General features: G+C 71.3%; 20 protein-coding genes. 5 read left to right on the top strand and 15 right to left on the bottom strand.

Annotated features, from left to right (window positions below; genetic code table 11):
* Window positions 1-96 precede the first annotated feature (96 nt).
* The 4 genes from ABD831_RS16065 to ABD831_RS16080 form a co-directional block, all read right to left on the bottom strand.
* Window positions 97-432, bottom strand: a complete 336-nt coding sequence (locus ABD831_RS16065) for a hypothetical protein (RefSeq protein WP_344948781.1) — start codon at window positions 430-432, stop codon at window positions 97-99.
* Window positions 429-1,100 carry a hypothetical protein gene (locus tag ABD831_RS16070; protein ID WP_344948784.1) on the bottom strand — a complete coding sequence of 224 codons (672 nt, stop codon included), beginning with the start codon at window positions 1,098-1,100 and terminating at the stop codon, window positions 429-431. Before ABD831_RS16070 ends, ABD831_RS16065 begins: the two co-directional genes overlap by 4 nt.
* A gap of 124 nt (window positions 1,101-1,224) precedes the next feature.
* The gene (locus ABD831_RS16075; protein ID WP_344948787.1) at window positions 1,225-2,199 is read right to left on the bottom strand and encodes a hypothetical protein; all 975 of its coding nucleotides are present in this window, start codon (window positions 2,197-2,199) and stop codon (window positions 1,225-1,227) included.
* 145 nt (window positions 2,200-2,344) lie between these two features.
* A complete protein-coding gene (locus tag ABD831_RS16080) occupies window positions 2,345-3,136 on the bottom strand; it encodes an isoprenyl transferase (protein ID WP_425582837.1) in 792 nt (263 codons plus the stop codon).
* 148 nt (window positions 3,137-3,284) lie between these two features.
* Between ABD831_RS16080 and trhA the strand changes: the two genes are divergently transcribed.
* Window positions 3,285-3,995, top strand: coding sequence for a PAQR family membrane homeostasis protein TrhA (gene trhA / locus ABD831_RS16085; RefSeq protein WP_344948794.1), 711 nt, complete (start codon window positions 3,285-3,287; stop codon window positions 3,993-3,995).
* Between the two features lie 102 nt (window positions 3,996-4,097).
* Here trhA and ABD831_RS16090 read toward each other — a convergent pair whose 3' ends face one another.
* Both ABD831_RS16090 and mca read right to left on the bottom strand, forming a co-directional pair.
* Complete coding sequence (locus ABD831_RS16090; protein WP_344948797.1) at window positions 4,098-4,433, bottom strand: hypothetical protein; 336 nt, start codon at window positions 4,431-4,433, stop codon at window positions 4,098-4,100.
* Window positions 4,430-5,452: a mycothiol conjugate amidase Mca gene (gene mca / locus ABD831_RS16095; RefSeq protein WP_344949004.1), complete on the bottom strand. Its 1,023-nt coding sequence runs from the start codon at window positions 5,450-5,452 to the stop codon at window positions 4,430-4,432. The genes ABD831_RS16090 and mca overlap by 4 nt, the downstream gene beginning before the upstream one ends.
* A 200-nt stretch (window positions 5,453-5,652) precedes the next feature.
* Between mca and ABD831_RS16100 the strand changes: the two genes are divergently transcribed.
* Complete coding sequence (locus tag ABD831_RS16100) at window positions 5,653-6,024, top strand: DUF4307 domain-containing protein (RefSeq protein WP_142178764.1); 372 nt, start codon at window positions 5,653-5,655, stop codon at window positions 6,022-6,024.
* Window positions 6,025-6,222: 198 nt separating this feature from the next.
* Window positions 6,223-6,708, top strand: coding sequence for a transcription elongation factor GreA (gene greA / locus ABD831_RS16105; protein WP_142178765.1), 486 nt, complete (start codon window positions 6,223-6,225; stop codon window positions 6,706-6,708).
* A 234-nt stretch (window positions 6,709-6,942) separates the two neighbouring features.
* Here the strand turns inward: greA and ABD831_RS16110 are convergent, their stop codons facing one another.
* From ABD831_RS16110 to ABD831_RS16120, 3 genes are all read right to left on the bottom strand, one after another.
* A complete protein-coding gene (locus ABD831_RS16110; RefSeq protein WP_344948804.1) occupies window positions 6,943-7,932 on the bottom strand; it encodes a hypothetical protein in 990 nt (329 codons plus the stop codon).
* A gap of 158 nt (window positions 7,933-8,090) precedes the next feature.
* Window positions 8,091-9,440: a glutamate mutase L gene (locus ABD831_RS16115; protein ID WP_344948807.1), complete on the bottom strand. Its 1,350-nt coding sequence runs from the start codon at window positions 9,438-9,440 to the stop codon at window positions 8,091-8,093.
* Between the two features lie 23 nt (window positions 9,441-9,463).
* Window positions 9,464-10,642 (bottom strand): cystathionine gamma-synthase, encoded by a 1,179-nt coding sequence (locus ABD831_RS16120; protein WP_344948809.1) that lies wholly within the window; start codon window positions 10,640-10,642, stop codon window positions 9,464-9,466.
* Window positions 10,643-10,721: 79 nt separating this feature from the next.
* Between ABD831_RS16120 and ABD831_RS16125 the strand changes: the two genes are divergently transcribed.
* On the top strand, window positions 10,722-11,435 hold the full coding sequence (locus ABD831_RS16125) for an SGNH/GDSL hydrolase family protein (RefSeq protein WP_344948812.1): 714 nt from the start codon (window positions 10,722-10,724) through the stop codon (window positions 11,433-11,435).
* Between the two features lie 64 nt (window positions 11,436-11,499).
* On the opposite strand, the gene ABD831_RS16130 is transcribed toward ABD831_RS16125, so the two are convergent.
* The 6 genes from ABD831_RS16130 to ABD831_RS16155 all read right to left on the bottom strand — a co-directional run bounded on the left by ABD831_RS16130 (window position 11,500) and on the right by ABD831_RS16155 (window position 16,642).
* Complete coding sequence (locus ABD831_RS16130; protein ID WP_344948814.1) at window positions 11,500-12,291, bottom strand: amino acid ABC transporter ATP-binding protein; 792 nt, start codon at window positions 12,289-12,291, stop codon at window positions 11,500-11,502.
* Window positions 12,288-12,956, bottom strand: coding sequence for an amino acid ABC transporter permease (locus tag ABD831_RS16135; protein WP_344948817.1), 669 nt, complete (start codon window positions 12,954-12,956; stop codon window positions 12,288-12,290). Before ABD831_RS16135 ends, ABD831_RS16130 begins: the two co-directional genes overlap by 4 nt.
* Window positions 12,953-13,768 (bottom strand): amino acid ABC transporter substrate-binding protein, encoded by an 816-nt coding sequence (locus tag ABD831_RS16140; protein ID WP_344948819.1) that lies wholly within the window; start codon window positions 13,766-13,768, stop codon window positions 12,953-12,955. The genes ABD831_RS16135 and ABD831_RS16140 overlap by 4 nt, the downstream gene beginning before the upstream one ends.
* A 260-nt stretch (window positions 13,769-14,028) precedes the next feature.
* Complete coding sequence (locus tag ABD831_RS16145; protein ID WP_344948822.1) at window positions 14,029-14,517, bottom strand: DUF4825 domain-containing protein; 489 nt, start codon at window positions 14,515-14,517, stop codon at window positions 14,029-14,031.
* 107 nt (window positions 14,518-14,624) lie between these two features.
* Window positions 14,625-15,623: a GNAT family N-acetyltransferase gene (locus tag ABD831_RS16150; protein ID WP_344948824.1), complete on the bottom strand. Its 999-nt coding sequence runs from the start codon at window positions 15,621-15,623 to the stop codon at window positions 14,625-14,627.
* Window positions 15,620-16,642, bottom strand: coding sequence for a GNAT family N-acetyltransferase (locus ABD831_RS16155; RefSeq protein ID WP_344948826.1), 1,023 nt, complete (start codon window positions 16,640-16,642; stop codon window positions 15,620-15,622). Before ABD831_RS16155 ends, ABD831_RS16150 begins: the two co-directional genes overlap by 4 nt.
* A gap of 131 nt (window positions 16,643-16,773) precedes the next feature.
* On the opposite strand from ABD831_RS16155, the gene msrA reads away from it, so the two are divergent.
* Window positions 16,774-17,478, top strand: coding sequence for a peptide-methionine (S)-S-oxide reductase MsrA (msrA, locus tag ABD831_RS16160; protein ID WP_142178776.1), 705 nt, complete (start codon window positions 16,774-16,776; stop codon window positions 17,476-17,478).
* Window positions 17,479-17,484: the final 6 nt, after the last annotated feature.

Below are 17,484 nucleotides of genomic sequence, written 5' to 3' on the forward strand. Positions count from 1 at the left end.
CGTGTCGTCGTGTCGCCCGAGAGTTCACACCGTCGTAACGCACCGGTCGCGGAACGCCCGGAGTCAGTGTCGCCAGGACCCCGCCACGACGGCTGCTCACGCCCAGGGCGAACGACCCATGACTCGGACGTACTCGCGCTTCCACCGCCAGCGGACGGCGGCGATGGCCATCCCGATGACGCCGAGCCCGGCGAAGATGGCCAGGATGAGGTAGGCGACGCCCATCGCGCCCTCGGCGCCCTGGTCGGCGCCCTTCTTGACCATGAAGAAGAAGATGACGCCGACGACGGCGAAGGCGAGGAAGAAGACGAACATCAGGGCCGGTTCGCGGATCTTCAGCGTCAGCAGCCCACGCTGCTGGCTGACGTAGGAGAACGGCTCCTTCGGCGGCGTCGTGTTCGGGTCCGTCGCGCGGGGGGTCGGCGCGCTCATGCGCTGACCGCCTCGGCGTAGAGGGCCGACACCGCGCCCTGCAGGCCCCCGGCGTCGACGACGCCGCCCGTGCCGGTCCCGGGACCCGCGACGTCGGCGAGGGCCTCGAAGCCCGAACCTGACTGCCGGACAGCGAGGTTCGTGCTGCCGTCGAGCGTCTGCACCTCGAGGAAGACCCCGGACTCCGGGTTGGCGGCGAAGCGCTCCCGGACGAGCCCGGTGACGAGGGCGCTGGTGTTGCCGTCGCGCTCACCGAGGCGGATGAACCACGAGGCGAGCTGGCGCGGCTGCATGAGCGCGATGACGGTGTCGGACTCGACGAGCACGGCGAAGTCCATCTGGCTGGCGTTCTCACCCACGAGCCCGACCCGGGTCCAGCGGGTGGCCGCGCCGACGGCGTACTCGACGAGCGCGGCGCTGGACCGAGTCTCGGCAGCACCGTCGTCGGTGACGGTGAGCCAACCGCGGGACGCGAGGCTGGAGGCCCCGGCGAGCAGGGCGGCGTCCTCCGCCGACCGCGGGTCGAGCATGAGCAGGCGGCGCGAGCGCTCGCCGGCGGGCGTCTCGTGGCGCGCCATCAGGTAGGCGAGCTCGGCGGCTCCCAGCCCGAAGACGTCGTCGGGCAGCTCGAAACCCTCGAGTGGGGTGCCCTTCATCGGGTCAGCCATGGTTCTCCTCGGTCGTTCGCGATCGGGCGGTCGTGGGTTCACGGTCTCAGGTCGTCGGTCCAACGATGCCGGGCGCCTCGGGATCTCGCCTCCCGGAGAGCCGGCGCGCCGTCAGAAGGTCGGGTCAGAAGGGCCAGGCGGCATCGGCGACGTCGCCGAGGGTGTCGGCGGCTCCGGAGGCGAAGTCGCCGACCGCGTCGACCGCGTCGGACGTGAAGTCACCGACGGCGTCGGCGGCGTTCGAGGTGAAGTCGGTGATGGTGTCCCAGTTGTCGTAGACGAGCTGGCCCACGGCCATGCCTCCCGCGGCGATGCCACACACGACGTCGACCGGCGGGGGCGTCATCAGCGCCGCGGCCCCGAGGCCGGTCATGACGGAGTCGTAGCCGGCTCGGCCGTAGTTGCCCTCCGAGATGTCGTTGGCGACGGTGAAGCCGCCGAAGGCGACCCCGATGGGACCGAGCGCCTTGCCGACGGTGCCCAGGGTGCGCGTGAGCGCTCCACCCTCGGCCAGGGAAGGCAGGAAGCGCGACAGCGTGCCCCAGTTCTTCGGCGCCAGCGCCTCACCGAACTCAGCGAGACGGCCGGTCTTCCACGCGTTCTTGAGGTTGGCGAACACGCCGGTCGCGCTGTCCCAGCTGCCGAGGTTCGACAGGAAGTTCCTGACCTTCATGCTCGTGCCGAGAAGCCCGACGGCGGTGCCGAGCCCCTTGATCGGGGTCCAGAGCGACTTGAGGAGGTCATAGCCGGGGATGCCGTTGCTGCCGCCGTTGCCGTTGCCGGCACCGTTGCCTCCGGCACCGGCGGGGCCGGAGCCCGAGCCGCCCTGGCCACTCGTCGTGTCCTGCGCGCCGGCGTTGCGGCGCAGGGCCTCCGCCAGCTTGCCGAGGTCGGTGCCGAACTGCGTGAGCTGGGCCTCCACCGGGGGCCAGCGGTTCATCAGGTGGTCGAGGTCCGCACCGCCCCACTGGCCCTTGAGCGCATGGACGGCCCGGCTCGCCTCACCCTTGACGGTCTCGCACTCGCGGGCGTGGCCCGTGATCCGCTCGGCGGACGCCCGCAGGGCCACCGGGTCGGCACCCTTCTTGTAGATCGCCATCTGTCGTACTCCCCTGATGTCGTCGCCGTGGTCGCGCCGGCCCGCGCCGGTTCGTACCCGCCCGGGCGTCTCGGCCCACCCGCAACCTACGCAACCCGCCCAACCCGGACAATGGGGAGCACTCCCCTACGCTCGGACGCCTCGGTCAGCCGCCGAAGCGACGGTGCCGCCCGGCATACGCCCTGAGGGCGCGCAGGAAGTCGACGTGGCGGAAGTCCGGCCAGTACGCCTCGCAGAAGTAGAACTCGGACGTCGCGCTCTGCCAGAGCAGGAAGCCGCCGAGCCGCTGCTCGCCCGACGTGCGGATCACGAGGTCGGGGTCGGGCTGACCCTTGGTGTAGAGGTGCTCGGCGATGTCCTCGACGGTGAGCTCCGCGGCGATCTGCTCGATCGACTCGCCGGCAGCAGCCCTGGCGAGCAGCAGGTCCCGCACGGCGTCGGCGATCTCGCGGCGACCGCCGTAGCCGACAGCCACGTTGACCGTCATCCCGTCGACGGCCTTGGTGCGCTCCGCCGAGGCGCTCAGGCTCGCAGCGGTGTCGGGTGGGAGTAGGTCGAGCGCGCCGACGATCTTGAGCTGCCAGTTCCCGGAGTCCGCGAGGTCGGCGACCGCGGTCTCGATGATCTTCAGGAGCGGGGCGAGCTCCTCCTCGGCGCGGCGCAGGTTGTCGGTCGAGAGCAGCCAGAGCGTGACGTACTCGACGCCGGCGTCGCGGCACCACTCGAGCAGCTCCTCGATCTTGTCGGCGCCGGCCTGGTGGCCGCTGGCCGTGCCGGCCCCTCGGGCCCGGGCCCAGCGGCGGTTGCCGTCGAGCATGACGGCTACGTGGCGCGGGAGCGCCTCCTTGGGGAGGTCCTTGAGGACTCGACGCTCGTATGCGCCGTAGACCACGTCGCGCCACCCCACGGGGCCTCCTCGTCGACTCGCTCGTGTCATCGCCGGTCAGGTCTGGGCAGCCCTGGAGAGCGAGCCGCGGTCCCACCGTACCCCTCACCCTGCGAACGCCTACGAACGCCCGCAGTGGTCGGCGCGACGCGAACCTACGCTTCCGTAACCTACGGTGCCGTAGGTTACACTCGCCCACATGAGCACCTCTCGCGAGACCACCCCCGAGGAGACGTCGAGCGCTCCGGTCACCGACCTCGTCGCGGTCGTCAAGCCCCGCCTGCGCGGCTGGCTGCACCTCGCGATGTTCCCCGTCGCCGTCATCGGCGGCCTGGTCCTCGTGCTCGTCTCGGACCCCGGAGCCGTGCGCACCTCCTCGATCGTCTTCACGATCAGCGCCGCCCTGCTCTTCGGCGTCTCCGCCGTCTACCACCGCGGCACGTGGGGCCCGAAGATGTCGGGACTGCTCAAGCGCTTCGACCACTCGAACATCTACCTGATCATCGCCGGCACGTACACGCCGTTCGCGGTGACCCTGCTGCCCACCGACCAAGCCCGGCTGCTGCTGTCGGTCATCTGGGGCGCGGCGGTCGCCGGCGTCCTCTTCCGCGTCTTCTGGGTCAGCGCGCCGCGCTGGCTCTACACGGCGCTCTACCTCGCGCTCGGGTGGGCCGCGGTCTTCTACGTCGTGCCGTTCTGGCGCGAGGGCGGCCCGCTCATCGGGTCGCTGATCGGCCTCGGCGGCCTGATGTACACCGCCGGCGGCATCGTCTACGGCACGAAGCGCCCCAACCCGTGGCCCCGCTGGTTCGGTTTCCACGAGGTCTTCCACGCCTTCACGCTCGGCGGCTTCCTCACGCACTTCACCGCGGTGCTGCTCGCCGTGATCGGCTACCAGGCCGCCACCTGAGCGTCCCTGCGACGCCCTGCTTCTCGGCGGGACATGACGAACGCCCCGGCCTCGTGCCGGGGCGTTCGTCATGTCCGAGGGCGTATGCCGGGTGGCACCGTCTCAGGGGCGGGACCCCTCGCCGGTGGTGCCGGCGTCGTCACCGGGCTCGCGCGGGACCTCCGAGGTCGAGGACTCTGGGGCCGGACGGTCTGCCGCCCGACCATCGTTCACCGGACCAGCGGCCTCCGGACCCTCGGCCTCGCCGCGAGCCGGCTTCGAGCCGTCCGCATCGGCACTGGCCGCGAACTCCTCGGCGCGGTCACGGTCGCGGTAGGCCATCCGCCGCAGCCGGTTGTTCATGTTGCGCACGAGGAACCACAGCGCGATGGCGAGGACGAAGAACGCGATGAAGCCCCAGATGCCGGGACCGACCGGGAGGTTGCCGCCGCCGCTCATCGGGCACCCGCCCTGGCGGGGCGCTCGCTGTCGTCCTCGTCCGCGTGGGTGTCCGAGCTGTCGCCGCGGCCGCGCCCGGACTCGGGGGCGCCCTCCTCGGGCTCGGGCTCCTCGGTGACGCGGCCGTCGTGGACGAGCTCGAGGTCGGTGCGGGTCGCGAACGCGTCGGCCTCGGCAGGGGTGCCGAGACCGGCGAAGAGGTCGTCCTCGCCGTCGGCGATCTCGACGTAAGACAGGGCCGCCTCGAACTCCTCGACGCCCCAGACGCGCTGCTGGATCGCGAGCGGCACCTGGAACCAGAAGCCGTCGGGGTCGACCTGCGTCGCGTGGGCGATGAGCGCCCGGTCACGCGTCTCGAAGTGGTCCGCGCAGGCGATCGTCGTGGTGGGACGGCCCGACCGACGCGGCTTCCAGTTGGCCAGCCACTCGGCATACGGGCTCTCGAGCCCCTCGGCGAGCATGGCGTCGTGGATCGCCTCGAGGCGGTCCTTGCTCCAGCCGCCGTTGTAGTAGATCTTGAGCGGCTGCCAGGGCTCACCCGCGTGCGGGTAGCGGCTCGGGTCGCCGGCTGCCTCGAAGGCCGCCATGGAGACCGTGTGGCACATGATGTGGTCAGGGTGGGGGTAGCCACCCTTCTCGTCGTAGGTCGTCATGACGTGCGGCCGCCAGGTGCGGATGACCCGCACGAGCGCCTCGGTGGTCACGTCGATGTCCTCGAGGGCGAAGCAGCCGTCCGGAAGCGGCGGCAGCGGGTCGCCCTCGGGCAGACCGGAGTCGACGAAGCCGAGCCAGGTGTGCTCGCAGCCGAGCACGTCCTGCGCAGCCTTCATCTCGTCACGGCGCACCTGGGCGATGTCCCGCAGGATGTGCGGGTCGTCCTTGAGCTTCTCGTTGAGGATGTCGCCGCGCTCGCCGCCCGTGCAGGAGACGACCATGACGGAGGCGCCCTCGGCGACGTACTTGGCCGTCGTCGCGGCGCCCTTGCTCGACTCGTCGTCGGGGTGCGCGTGCACCGCCATCAAACGCATGCCCTCGGCCACGTGGCTCCCTGTTCGTCTGCAGTGTCGGTGGGGGCGCGGGTGGCAGGTGTTGTCCTGAGGCCTCCCAGCGCCGGGTCGGTGCGTCTCCCGTGGTGCCATGGGAGACACTGGACCCGCCCGCCATCCTCTCACTCCCCCGCGCGTCCCGACGCCCGGGCTCGAACCGCCAGGACCTTCGCATGCCGTCCCGCCCGACCCTGCCCCGCCCCGCCCCCGGCCAGCTGAAGTGGTGGGTGGTCGGCACGGTCGGCATCCTCGCCGGCGTGGGCCTCGCCATCTGGTTCGGTCTGTCGGCGACGCTCGGCCAGCCGAGCTGGCAGACCCTCGGCTACAAGGTGGTCAGCGACCAGCAGGTGCGTGTCGACTTCGAGGTCTCCCGGCCCGGTGGGCGGGCCATGACGTGCACGGTCGAGGCGCTCGCGCGGGACTTCGCGCCCGTCGGCACGAGCACGGTGCGGGTGGCGGCGAGCGCCGAGGAGACGACGACCGAGTCGGCCACCCTGCGCACGACGTCGCGGGCCGTGACGGGGCAGGTCAAGTCCTGCTCCTGATCCGCGGCCGCGCGCGACCGAAAGTTCGGTGAACTGCACCTTCGCCGCTCATTTTGTTATCCTGAATGCTTCATCAAGGGTCCGGACCCGTCGCCGACCGGCATACGAGTTGTCGACAACCCCGTTCGGGCCCTCATTTTTGTGCAGGCGCCCACGCGGAGCACCGCGTGGGCGCTGTTCATCCAAGGAGTGACAACCGTGACCGAGACTGCCGCTGGCTTCCTGACCCAGGAGGCCCATGACCGCCTCAAGGCGGAGCTGGACCAGCTGACGGGCGAAGGTCGCCTCGAGATCGCACGCAAGATCGAGGAGGCCCGCGAGGAGGGCGACCTCAAGGAGAACGGCGGCTACCACGCCGCCCGCGAGGAGCAGGGCAAGATGGAGGCGCGCATCCGTCAGCTGACCGCGCTGCTCCAGGACGCCACGATCGGTGAGACGCCGCCCGACGACGGTGTCGTCGAGCCCGGCATGCTCGTGACGGTCGAGATCTTCGGCGATAAGGAGACCTTCCTGCTCGGCAACCGCGAGATCGCCGACGGCTCCGACCTGCAGGTCTTCTCCGAGAAGTCCGCCATGGGCTCTGCCATCAACGGCAAGAGCGTGGGCGACAGCACCTCGTACGAGGCGCCCAACGGCAAGACGATCGACGTCAAGATCGTCGCCGCCAAGCCCTACACCGGCTGAGCACCACATACGCCTGACGAACGGGCCGGGTCATCGACGAACGTCGGTGACCCGGCTCGTTCCGTCTCTCTCCCCTCCCTCAACCGTCGAGAGGCCACGTCTGGCCCCTCCCAAACCGTCGACAGGCCACGTCTGGCCCCTCCCGAACCGTCGACAGGCCACGTCTGGCCCCTCCCAAACCGTCGAAGGGCCACGTCTGGTCCCTCTCGAACCGTCGAGAGGCCACGTCTGGCCCTAGGAGCGGCGACGCCGCGGCCTGGCGAACTGTGCCGGGGCGAAGAACTGCGGCTCGGCCCCCATGAGGTCGAGCACGTGCGGGTTGACCCCGAGGTGCCCAGCGAGCTCACGGAGCTTGAACGCGCGGCACTCCCGTTCGAAGACGTCGTCCGCCGCGATCTGGACGACCGTCCAGCCACCTCGCTCGATACGTCCACGTCTGATCCCGTCGTGCACCTGGTCCCCGAGCCGGGTGTGGAACTCGACGCCCTGGTACTCCCCGACGACTCGCTGCTCCTCCCAGACCAGGTCCCCGCATCCCAGCCACAAACCCGTGGGACTGAGGAGGTCGGCGTTGTGGGCCGGCTCCGGAAGCCCTGCCCGGACGACCATGAGCCGACTCCGGGTCTCCATCGGGGACCACGACCTCAGACGGATGCGCGGGATGGCATACGTGAGCGTGACCTTCCCGCGCGGGCGGACGCGACGTTCGACCGCCCTGCTCAACGGCGTGGTCCCGCCCATGAGGTTCGCCACGGCGTCCCCCGCGACGATGAGGTCGTCGAGCCCGACGGGGCGGCCCGCCCCGACCAGCTCTCCCAGGTCGGCCCAGGTGTCGGCAGGGGCCACGACCGGGAGGCCCTCGATCTCCACGACCTCACGCGTCTCCAGCCCTCGGTGTCCACACACCTCCGGTCGCCGGATGCGGTTGGCTGCCGTAGGCGTGACGATGTGGATCAGGCAGTCGTCCTCGGCGGCATACGGCAGCGGGATGCCGAGCAGCTGGGCGGCCGTCACATGGGAGAACGCGAAGTCCGCCGGAGCCGCGACGGCAAAGGCACGGGCACGCTCGACGGCGGTCGTGGGCAGGGACGAGATGCGGACGCCGTGGGTCGGGGTCCAGAGGTCCTGACCGCGCATGCGCTTGCGGGAGACGCCGGCGGCGAGGCCCTCCGACGTACGGAACGGACGAACACCGAGGTCAAGGGGCAGCGGTGGCGGTTGCATGCACGCACGATCTGCCGCACGCGTCCTCGGGACCAGAGGACCACGACGTCCTGTGGACGCCGGCGATCCGTGCCGCGGGGGTGTGGACGGCGGCATTCCGAGGGCCAGACGTGGCCTCTCGACGGTGAAGGAGGGGCCAGACGTGGCCTCTCGACGGTTCAGGGGGTGATGGTGCGGGCCAGGGCCAGGGCGAGGTCGGGGTGGGCCGGGTCGTCGGCGAGGAGGCCTGCTGTGAAGAGGAGGTATGCCGTGTCGACCGTCGCGCGCGCGGCGCGGGGCACCTTCCAGCCGCCGGCGTGGTCGGCGAGGACGGCGCCGAGCACGCGCTCCCGACCGGCGGCCTGGGCGTGGCGGAGCACTCCCCCGGACCCGACCAGCACCGTGACGTTCGCGAGCGGACGGGCCGACTCGGTCGGCAGGGCCGGCCGTGCGTGCCGGCGCACGGCCACGAGCGCGGCGAGCCGGGCCAGCTCGAGATCGAGGGCGCGCTCGAGATCGTCGACGGGTAGCGAGCCCGGCTGCTCGTGGACGCGGGCGGCATATGCCGTCAGTGCGTCGGCATCGGTGACGGTGTCGAGCAGGTGCTCGGTCGCGGCCGCCTCGAGGACGTGCTCGGCGTTCCAGCGCAGGCCGAGGTCGCCCTCGACGGTCCGGGCGTGCCACAGGGGCGCGACGACGTCCTTGCGCAGGCCCGCGTCCTCGCCCTCCGGCGTCAGGCACGAGTAGACGTCGGTCGTGGCGCCACCGACGTCGACGACGAGCACGTCGCTGCCGGTCACCGACGCCAGCACCTCGACGCCCCGCAGCACGACGTCGGGCGTCGCCGCCTCGACCATCGCGGCGAAGGCGGGGTCGCGCGACAGGCCCTTGCCGCCGATGACGTGGCGCAGGAAGGCCTCACGGATCGCGGCCCGCGCCGAGTCCGGCGCGATGACCCCGATCTCGGGCAGCACGTTGTCGGCGAGGACCGTCGGCCGGCCGGCCGTCGCGAGCACCGCTGCCGCCTCGTCACGCGCCTCGACGTTGCCGGCCACGACGACGGGGACGGCGTGCGCACCATGGCCGCCGATGGCGCCCTTGGCGAGCCGGGCGGCGTTGTGCAGCAGGACGTTGCGGTTGCCGCCGTCGGTGCCGCCGACGAGCAGGATGAGGTCCGGGCGCGACGCGCGGATGCCGGCGACGTCGGCCGCCGTCAGCTCACCGGCCGCGACGTGCACGACCTTCGCCCCGGCCGACAGCCCGACCCGGTGGCCCGCCTGGGCCGTGACGGTGCGCTCGTAGCCGACGACAGCGAGCCGAAGCCCACCACCCGCGCTCGAGCAGGCCCGCACGACGGCGTCGTCGGGCACGCGCAGCTCGGCGCGCAGCGCCCGGTAGCCGTCGAGGATGTCGCCCCGCCTCCGGGTGCCGGTCGTCGGCGTCGACGCCGTGCCCAGCACGGTGCCGTCGTCGGCGACCAGGGCGCCCTTGGTGAACGTCGACCCGAAGTCGACCGCAAGGATCGTCATGCGAGGTGGTGGGCTCGGGCGGCTCAGCCGTGGATGTCGAGCGCCTCGCGCAGGTCGTCGATGAGGTCGCCGACGTCCTCGATGCCGACGGACAGCCGGATGAGGTCGCTCGGCACCTCGAGCTCGGTGCCGGCGACGCTCGCGTGCGTCATGCGGCCCGGGTGCTCGATGAGCGACTCGACGCCGCCGAGCGACTCGCCGAGCGTCCAGAGGCTGACGGCCGCGCACGTCTTGACGGCGGCGTCCTCGCCGCGGCGCAGGCGGAAGCTCACCATGCCGCCGAACCGCTTCATCTGCCGCGCGGCGACCTCGTGGTTCGCGTGGCCGGGCAGCCCTGGGTAGAGGACCTGTGAGACGCCGTCGTGGCCCTGGAGGAACTCGACGACCTTCTCGGCGTTGTCGCAGTGGCGCTCCATGCGGATCGCGAGCGTCTTGAGGCCGCGCAGGGTCAGCCACGAGTCGAACGGCCCGGCGACACCGCCGATGCTGTTCTGGTGGAAGGCGATCCGGTCCTCGGCGTCCTCGAAGCCGGGCACGGTGATGGTCCTGGCCGTGACGACGGCCCCGCCGACCACGTCGCTGTGACCCCCGGAGTACTTCGTCGTCGAGTGCGTGACGATGTCGGCGCCGAGCGCGATAGGGCTCTGGAGGTAGGCCGTGGCGAAGGTGTTGTCGACGACGAGCACCGCGCCGGCCTCGTGGGCGATGCCCGCGATGGCCTCGATGTCGGCGATGCCCAGCAGCGGGTTGGTCGGCGTCTCGACCCAGACCATCTTCGTCCGACCCGGGCGGATCGCGGCGCGGACGGCCTCGACGTCACCCATGTCGGCGATGGAGTGCTCGACACCCTGCGGCTTGGCGACCTTGTTGAAGTAGCGGTAGGTGCCGCCGTAGGCGTCGTTGGGCACGACGACGTGGTCACCCGGCACGAGCAGCGCGCGGGCCACGGTGTCCTGGCCGGCGAGTCCGGACGCGAAGGCGAAGCCGCGGCTGCCGCCCTCGAGCGCCGCGATGCACTCCTCGAGCGCGTTGCGGGTCGGGTTGGCCGACCGGCTGTACTCGTATCCGTTGCGGAAGCCGCCGATGCCGTCCTGCTTGTAGGTCGAGACCTGGTAGATCGGGGGCACCACCGCACCCGTGAGCTCGTCGGCCTCCTGGCCGGCGTGGATGGCGCGTGTGGAGAAACCGTGCTCGTCAGACATGGGTCCGAGCCTATGCCCTGCGACGACGCGGCCCACCGCGGCCCGAGGCGTTGGCGGGGTCGTCTGAGATGCTGCCCTCGTGGCCCCGGACTTCGACTACAGCAACCGCAGCGAGCGGCCGCGCGGTCCGGTGCTCTCGGCCCTGTCAGCCGCCTTCCCGGGCGTCCGCGCGGTCCAGGAGCAGGTGCTTCCGTATGCCGTGTGGTGGGAGTCCCACAACCGCGTGGCCGCCGCGGGGGCGGGGCCGCTGTGGGTCGCGCTCGGTGACTCGATGACACAGGGCATCGGCGCGAGCGCTCCTGACCGCGGGTGGGTCGGGCAGCTGAGCGAGCGGCTCGTCGCCCGCGGCTGGGACCACCGCCTCGTCAACCTCGGCGTCAACGGCGCCCGCGTCGAGGACGTCCTCGACCGTCAGCTGCCCACGCTCGAGGCCCTGACCGCGGACGCCCGGCCTGCGGCCCTCGTCACGGTCGTCATCGGCTCCAACGACGTCGTGGTCCGCAAGCACCGACGCGGCCTCGTCGGGCGGTTCACCGAGCTGCTCGACCGGCTGCCCGAGGGGACACTCGTGTCCAACCTCCCCAACCCGCACCGTGAAGCGCGCACCGTCGACGCGATGCTGCGCGAACGGGCCGACGCCGGCCGGCTCGTCCTCGTCGACATGCGGCGCGACGCACCGCGGTCGTGGCGGGGGCGCCTCGCCTCGGACAAGTTCCACCCGAACGACCGCGGCTACGCCGACATGGCGACCGTCGTCGAGCGCGCGCTCGACCGGGCCGGCCTGCTCGCGTGAGGCGGGCGGACGGCATACGCCCTCGGTTGCCGTGCAGCGCGACAACCCAGCGGCGCAGCGGCGCTCAGTCCAGCGGGTCGAGGATGCGGTGGAGGAACTGGCGTGCACGCTCCGTGCGCGGCCGGGTCAGCACCTCGTCCGGCGTGCCTCGCTCGACGATGACGCCACCGTCCATGAAGAGCACCTGGTCGGCGACCTGCTGGGCGAAACGGATCTCGTGGGTGACGACGACCATCGTCCACCCCTGTGCCGCAAGGTCTTTCATGACGAGGAGCACCTCGCCGACGAGCTCGGGGTCGAGCGCCGAGGTGGGCTCGTCGAAGAGCATGAGCTTGGGCCGGATCGCGAGCGCCCGCGCGATTCCGACGCGCTGCTGCTGACCGCCGGAGAGCTGGAAGGGGTAGGCGTGCGCCTTCTCCTCGAGCCCGACGAGACGCAGCAGGTCACGCGCCTCCTCGTCGACCGCCGCACGGTCGCGGCGCTGTGCCAGGACCGGCCCGGCCGTGACGTTCTCGAGGACCGTCAGGTGCGGGAAGAGGTGGTGGGCCTGGAAGACCATGCCGCTCTGGGCACGCAGGCTCGCGACCTGGCGCTTCGTCACCGGGCGCTGGGCGAAGTCGACCTCGACGTCGCCGATGCGGACGACGCCCGCGTCGGCCACGTCGAGCGCGTTGAGGGAGCGCAGGACGGTCGTCTTGCCCGAGCCGGAGGGCCCGATGAGGACGGTGACGCTGCCCGGCGCCACGTCGAAGTCGACCGACCGCAGCACCTCGTGCTCGCCGAAGGACTTCGCGAGGCCGGAGACCGACACCAGCGGGTCACTCTCGGGCGCAGAGGGTTTCGTTGTCTCGGTCATGCTGCGACGTACCTGTTCTGTCGTTCCTCGAGGCGGGACTGCCCGAAGGACAGCACGAGGCACACGACCCAGTAGTAGATGGCGGCGACGCCGTAGAGCGCGAAGAACTGGAAGGTCGGTGCGGCGGCCTCCTGGGCCACTCGAAGCAGCTCGGTGACCTGGATGGTCGAGGCCAGCGAGGTGTCCTTGACGAGGGAGATGAGGGTGTTGGACAGCGGCGGGATCGCCGTGCGCGCGGCCTGAGGCAGGACGACCCGGCGCAGGGTCGTGACGTAGCCCATGCCGACCGTCGAGGCCGCCTCCCACTGCCCCTTCGGGATGGACAGGATCGCCGACCGGATCACCTCTGCGGCATAGCCGCCCACGTTGAGCGTGAAGGCGAGGACCGCCGCCGGGAAGGGTTCGAACCGCACCCCCAGGGCGGGGAGGCCGTAGAAGATGATGAAGAGCTGGAGCAGCAGGGGCGTGCCGCGGATGACCGAGATGTAGAGCCTCGCCAGGCCGGAGACCACCCGCACCGACGACAGCCGCATGAGCGCGACACCGAGCGCGAGGACCAGGCCGAGGACGAAGCTGATCAGGGTCAGCGGGATCGTGGTCGTCACCGTGGCGCGCAGCAGCGGCCCCAGCGAGTCGAGGATCAGCGTGACGGTCTGTTCGTTCACGAGGTGGCAGAGGCAGCCGGCTGCTTCGAGACGTCGGCCGAGAAGTACTTCTTCGAGATCTTGGCCAGGGTGCCGTCCGCCTCGAGGTCGGCGAGCGCCTTGTCGATGGCTGCGACGAGGTCAGAGCCCTTGCGGGTCGCGACGACCTGCTCGGAGACGTCGCCGGTCTTGGCTGCGATCTTGACGGTCTGGTCGCCGGTCGACTTGAGGTACTCGAGCACCGCGAGGCTGTCGTTGACGGTCGCGTCGACGCGGGACTGCTTGAGCAGCGTGATGGCCTGGGTGAAGCCCTCGACGGACTCGACCTGGGCACCGGCGTCCTTGGCGACCTTGGTCCAGTTGCTCGTCAGGCTCTGCGCCGACTTCTTGCCCTTGAGAGAGGCGAGCGAGGTGATCGAGGCGTCGTCGGCGCGCGCAGCGACGACGCCCTCGGACCACGTGTAGGTCGAGCTGAGGCCGTAGAGGCCCGCGCGCTCGGGGTTCTTCGTCACCTGGTTGACCACGACGTCGAAACGGTCGGCGGCCAGGCCGGCGAAGATCGAGTCCCACGGCGTCTCGACATACTCGACCTTGACCCCGAGCTTGTCGGCGACGGCCTTGGCCACCTCGACGTCGTAGCCGGTCAGGGCGTTCGTCTTAGGGTCGTGGAAGGAGAAGGGCGAGTAGGTCCCCTCGGTGCCGACCTTGAGCACGCCGGCGTCCTTGACCGCCTGCAGTTCGGACCCACCGCTCGAACCGGTGGTGCTGCACGCGGCGAGGACGGCGGTCAGAAGGGTGGTGATCAGGACGGTGAGGACGGACCTCGAACGCATGGTGGGCACTTCCTGGTGGGGTGGTGGATCGGTCGCGAGCTGCGGACGACCGTCAACCTATAAGCCCACCTTGGGATGGGCATAATCCGGCGAGGGCGTCCACCGCCTGCCAACCGCCCGATCGCCCGAGGCATTCCCGCTCGGCGTGTCGCGGCTCGCCCGCCCTGCTCCAGTCGTGCCGCCCCGTCCTGCCGCCCAGTCGTGCCACCCAGTCGCGCCGCCCAGTCCTGCCGTTCAGTCCTGGCGTTCAGTCCTGGCGTTCAGTCGGCGAGCGAACGCAGGTAGCGGTCGAGCGCCGCACGATCCGTGCCGAGCGTCTTGACGTCGTGGCCGAGGGTGGCCGACGCCTGCCCCGCCGTCAGCGAGTAGGTCTTGCCCCCGGAGGTGACGTGGACGGCGTCGAGGTTCGTCACGGTGCCGAGCAGCAGCGTGGCCGGAGCGCTGAAGTCGATCGTCTCGAACGGCTTGGCGGGGTCGGTCACGGTGATGGTCACGGCATACGGCTTGCTCGTCGTCCACAGCGAGAGCGCATAGCTGCCCGTGGCCCCGAACCCGGCGTGGTCGACCAGCGAGATGACCTTGGAGTTGTCGCCGACGTAAGCCGTCCGGTGGGCCCACAGGGCCTGCGCCTGCGCGTCGGACCCGACCGTCGCGGACGCCTCCGTGCCCTGCGCGTCCCCCGGGGAGGAGGTGCAGCCGGACAGCGCCACGGCTGCGAGGACGAGGGAGCCGACGACGTTGCGGACCATGGGGTTCTCCTGTCTGCGACGCCGACCGCCGGCGCCCTGCAGTGCACCGACGCCGCGCGGACCGAGCCGGTTCCGGGCCGTCGTCCGGTGGGCGCCGGCCGAGCCCGTCAGAGGTCCTTGGCCCACTCGCGGGTCCACCCGGTGACGACGAAGCCGAGCCGCTCGTTGATCGCGACCATGTGCGCGTTGCTGTCGGCGTTCCACGTGCGGACCGTCGTGACCTCGGGTCGCTCGCGCTGCAGGCCGCGCAGGTTGGCCAGCTTGACCGCGAGCCCGAGTGCCCGACCTCGGTGCTCTCGCAGGACGAGCGTGTCCGACTGGACCGCGAGGTCCGGCTGCCCGGGGCGCACCACGAGGTCGGTGAAGGCGACGAGACGTCCGGTGGGGACGTGGCGCGCGACCGACTCGATGCCCCAGATGGGACTCGGGGTGTTCCACTGCTGCCGGACCCGTTCGGCGTCCCAGTCCTCCTCGTCGAGGTCGATGTCGCCCGTCGGGGCGTCCGTGCTCATCCGACGGGCCAGCAGCGCGCGGTCCTCGAGCCACTCCTCCGGCAGCCCGTCGACGGACGTCTCGATGATGTATGCCGCCGGGTCGGGTCGCGGGTCGAGCGCTGTCAGCGCGGCCTCGTCCACCGGCAGGGCGAGGTCCTGGCGGTGGTCGAGGAGGGTCTGGCGGTAGCCGTTGGCGAGGGCGAATCCTGTTGCGGCGTCGCCGTTCTCGACCGGCGCCCCGCTGTGCTCGTGGATGCGGACGCACCCGTCGGCGCGCAGCACGCCCTCACAGCGGGCGAGCAGGTGCGCCCCGGCGGCCCGCCTCTGGTGGTCGGGGTGGACCGAGAGCCAGAGGCCTCCGGTGCCGACGTTGTCGCGGGTCCGACGGATCGTCTGGGCCGCCGCGACCGGGACGTCCGAACCCTCCTCGGTGACGAGGAACGAGCGACGCACCTCGTGCCGGCGCGCCGCGACGTCGACGATCTCCGCGATGGACGTGCGCTCGGCCGCGGCGCCCCACACGCCGCGGTTGGCGGCGTGGTGGACCTCCAGCCAGGCCTCGCTCGTCGGGTCGCCGACAACGAGCTCGATCTCCTTCATGTCCAAGCTCATTCGCCGCTCCTGATGACCTTCTGCCATTCCCGGCTGTAGCCGTCGACGGTGTAGCCGAGCTGCCGGTTGACGGCGAGCATGTGCTCGTTGGAGGCGGCGTTCCACGTGCGGACCGCCGTCACCGCCGGCAGCTCGTCCATCAGGCGCAGCGCGTTGACCGCCTTGAGCCTCAGACCGAGGCCGTGACCGCGGTGCTCCTTGAGCACGAGGGTGTCCTGCTGGTAGCCCAGGTCCGGCTCTCCGGCCGACACGGACACCGTGGTGAAGGCGACGAGCCGGCCCGACGGGACGTGTCGTGCGGCGGTCTCGACGATGCGGCGGCCGGACGCCCGCGCCCTGGCGTTGCTGGCCCGCAACCGGTCCGCATCCCAGTCCTCCTCGCCGATGTCGAGGTCGTCGGCCGGGGCGTCGGTGCTCATCCGCTGCTGGAGCACGGCACGGTCGTCGAGCCAGTGCTCCGGCATGTCGTCGACGTAGGACTCGAAGGCGTAGTCCTCGGCACCCGGAGCCCGGACCGCGGACTGCAGGGCTCCCACGTCCGCGGGCAGCACCTGCTCGCTCCGGAGCACCGTCTGCGCCACGACGAAGCCGCGCGACGTCGCGAAGCCCTCCGCGACGTCGACCCCACCCTCGGCCCACTCCGTCTCGCCCATGAGGCTGGTCCGCCCGTGCTCGGCCGCGACCCGCTCGCCCTCCGAGAGCAGTCGGGACCCGACGCCGCGCCCGCGGCTCGAGGGCAGCACCGAGAGCCACAGCATCGCCGCGTGCTGGTTGTCGCGCAGGGGAATGTGCACCTCGAGCGCACCGACGAGGCGTCCGCCGCACCAGGCTGCGAGCGCCACCCGCTTCTTGTCCGCGCCGCGCACGAACCCCTGGATCTCCTCGAGCGTCCACGCACTCCCCCGGGGACCGAACAGGTCGTGCTGGACCGCCGCGTGGACGGCGATCCAGGCCCGGCCTGCAGGCTCCTGGGCGGGGTCGAGCAGGTCGATCGGCCGGATCTCGAGGTCGTCGCTCATTCGGGCAGTCTGTCGGGCCCGCCCCGCGCGGGGCGAGCGATTTGTCCGGACCGCGCCACCCGGCATACGCAGGGGGTCGCGGACGTTACAGGGACGTAAGACGCTCCCAGCACGAAGGATGTGACACTGGCATGGTGTTCGGATTCGGTAGGAAGTCCCAGATGCCCAGCCGCGACGAGGCCCTCCCGGGTCGCGCGGACCGCCCGTATGCCGTGAACCCCACCCACGTCGTGCTCGGCACCCCGCTCGAGGGCCCGTGGCCCGACGGCTCCGAGGTGCTCTACGTCGCGATGGGCTGCTTCTGGGGCGTCGAGCGGATCTTCTGGAAGCAGGACGGCGTCGTCTCGACGGCGGCGGGCTACATGGGTGGCTACACGCCCAACCCGACGTACGAGGAGACGTGCACCGGTCGCACCGGGCACGCCGAGACCGTCCGGGTCGTCTACGACCCCGAGAAGACCTCGCCCGAGCTGCTGCTCAAGGCCTTCTGGGAGAACCACGACCCGACGACGGAGAACCGTCAGGGCAACGACGTCGGCACGGCCTACCGCTCGGCGATCTACTGGACGACCGAGGGGCAGCGGCTCGCGGCCGAGGCGACCCGCGAGGCGTTCCAGAAGGTGCTGGACGACAACGGCTACGGGCAGATCACGACGGAGATCCGTTCCGCGGACGACGCCGGCCCCTTCTACCTCGCCGAGGACTACCACCAGGGCTACCTGCACAAGAACCCCGGCGGCTACTGCAACCACGGCCCCAACGGCATGACGTGCCCGGTGGGCATCGTGCGGCAGGACCAGCTGCCCGCACAGCAGGACATCGCCCCGCCGGCCTGACCCGCT

Source organism: Terrabacter ginsenosidimutans (assembly GCF_039539425.1).
GTDB classification, from domain to species: Bacteria; Actinomycetota; Actinomycetes; order Actinomycetales; family Dermatophilaceae; genus Terrabacter; species Terrabacter ginsenosidimutans.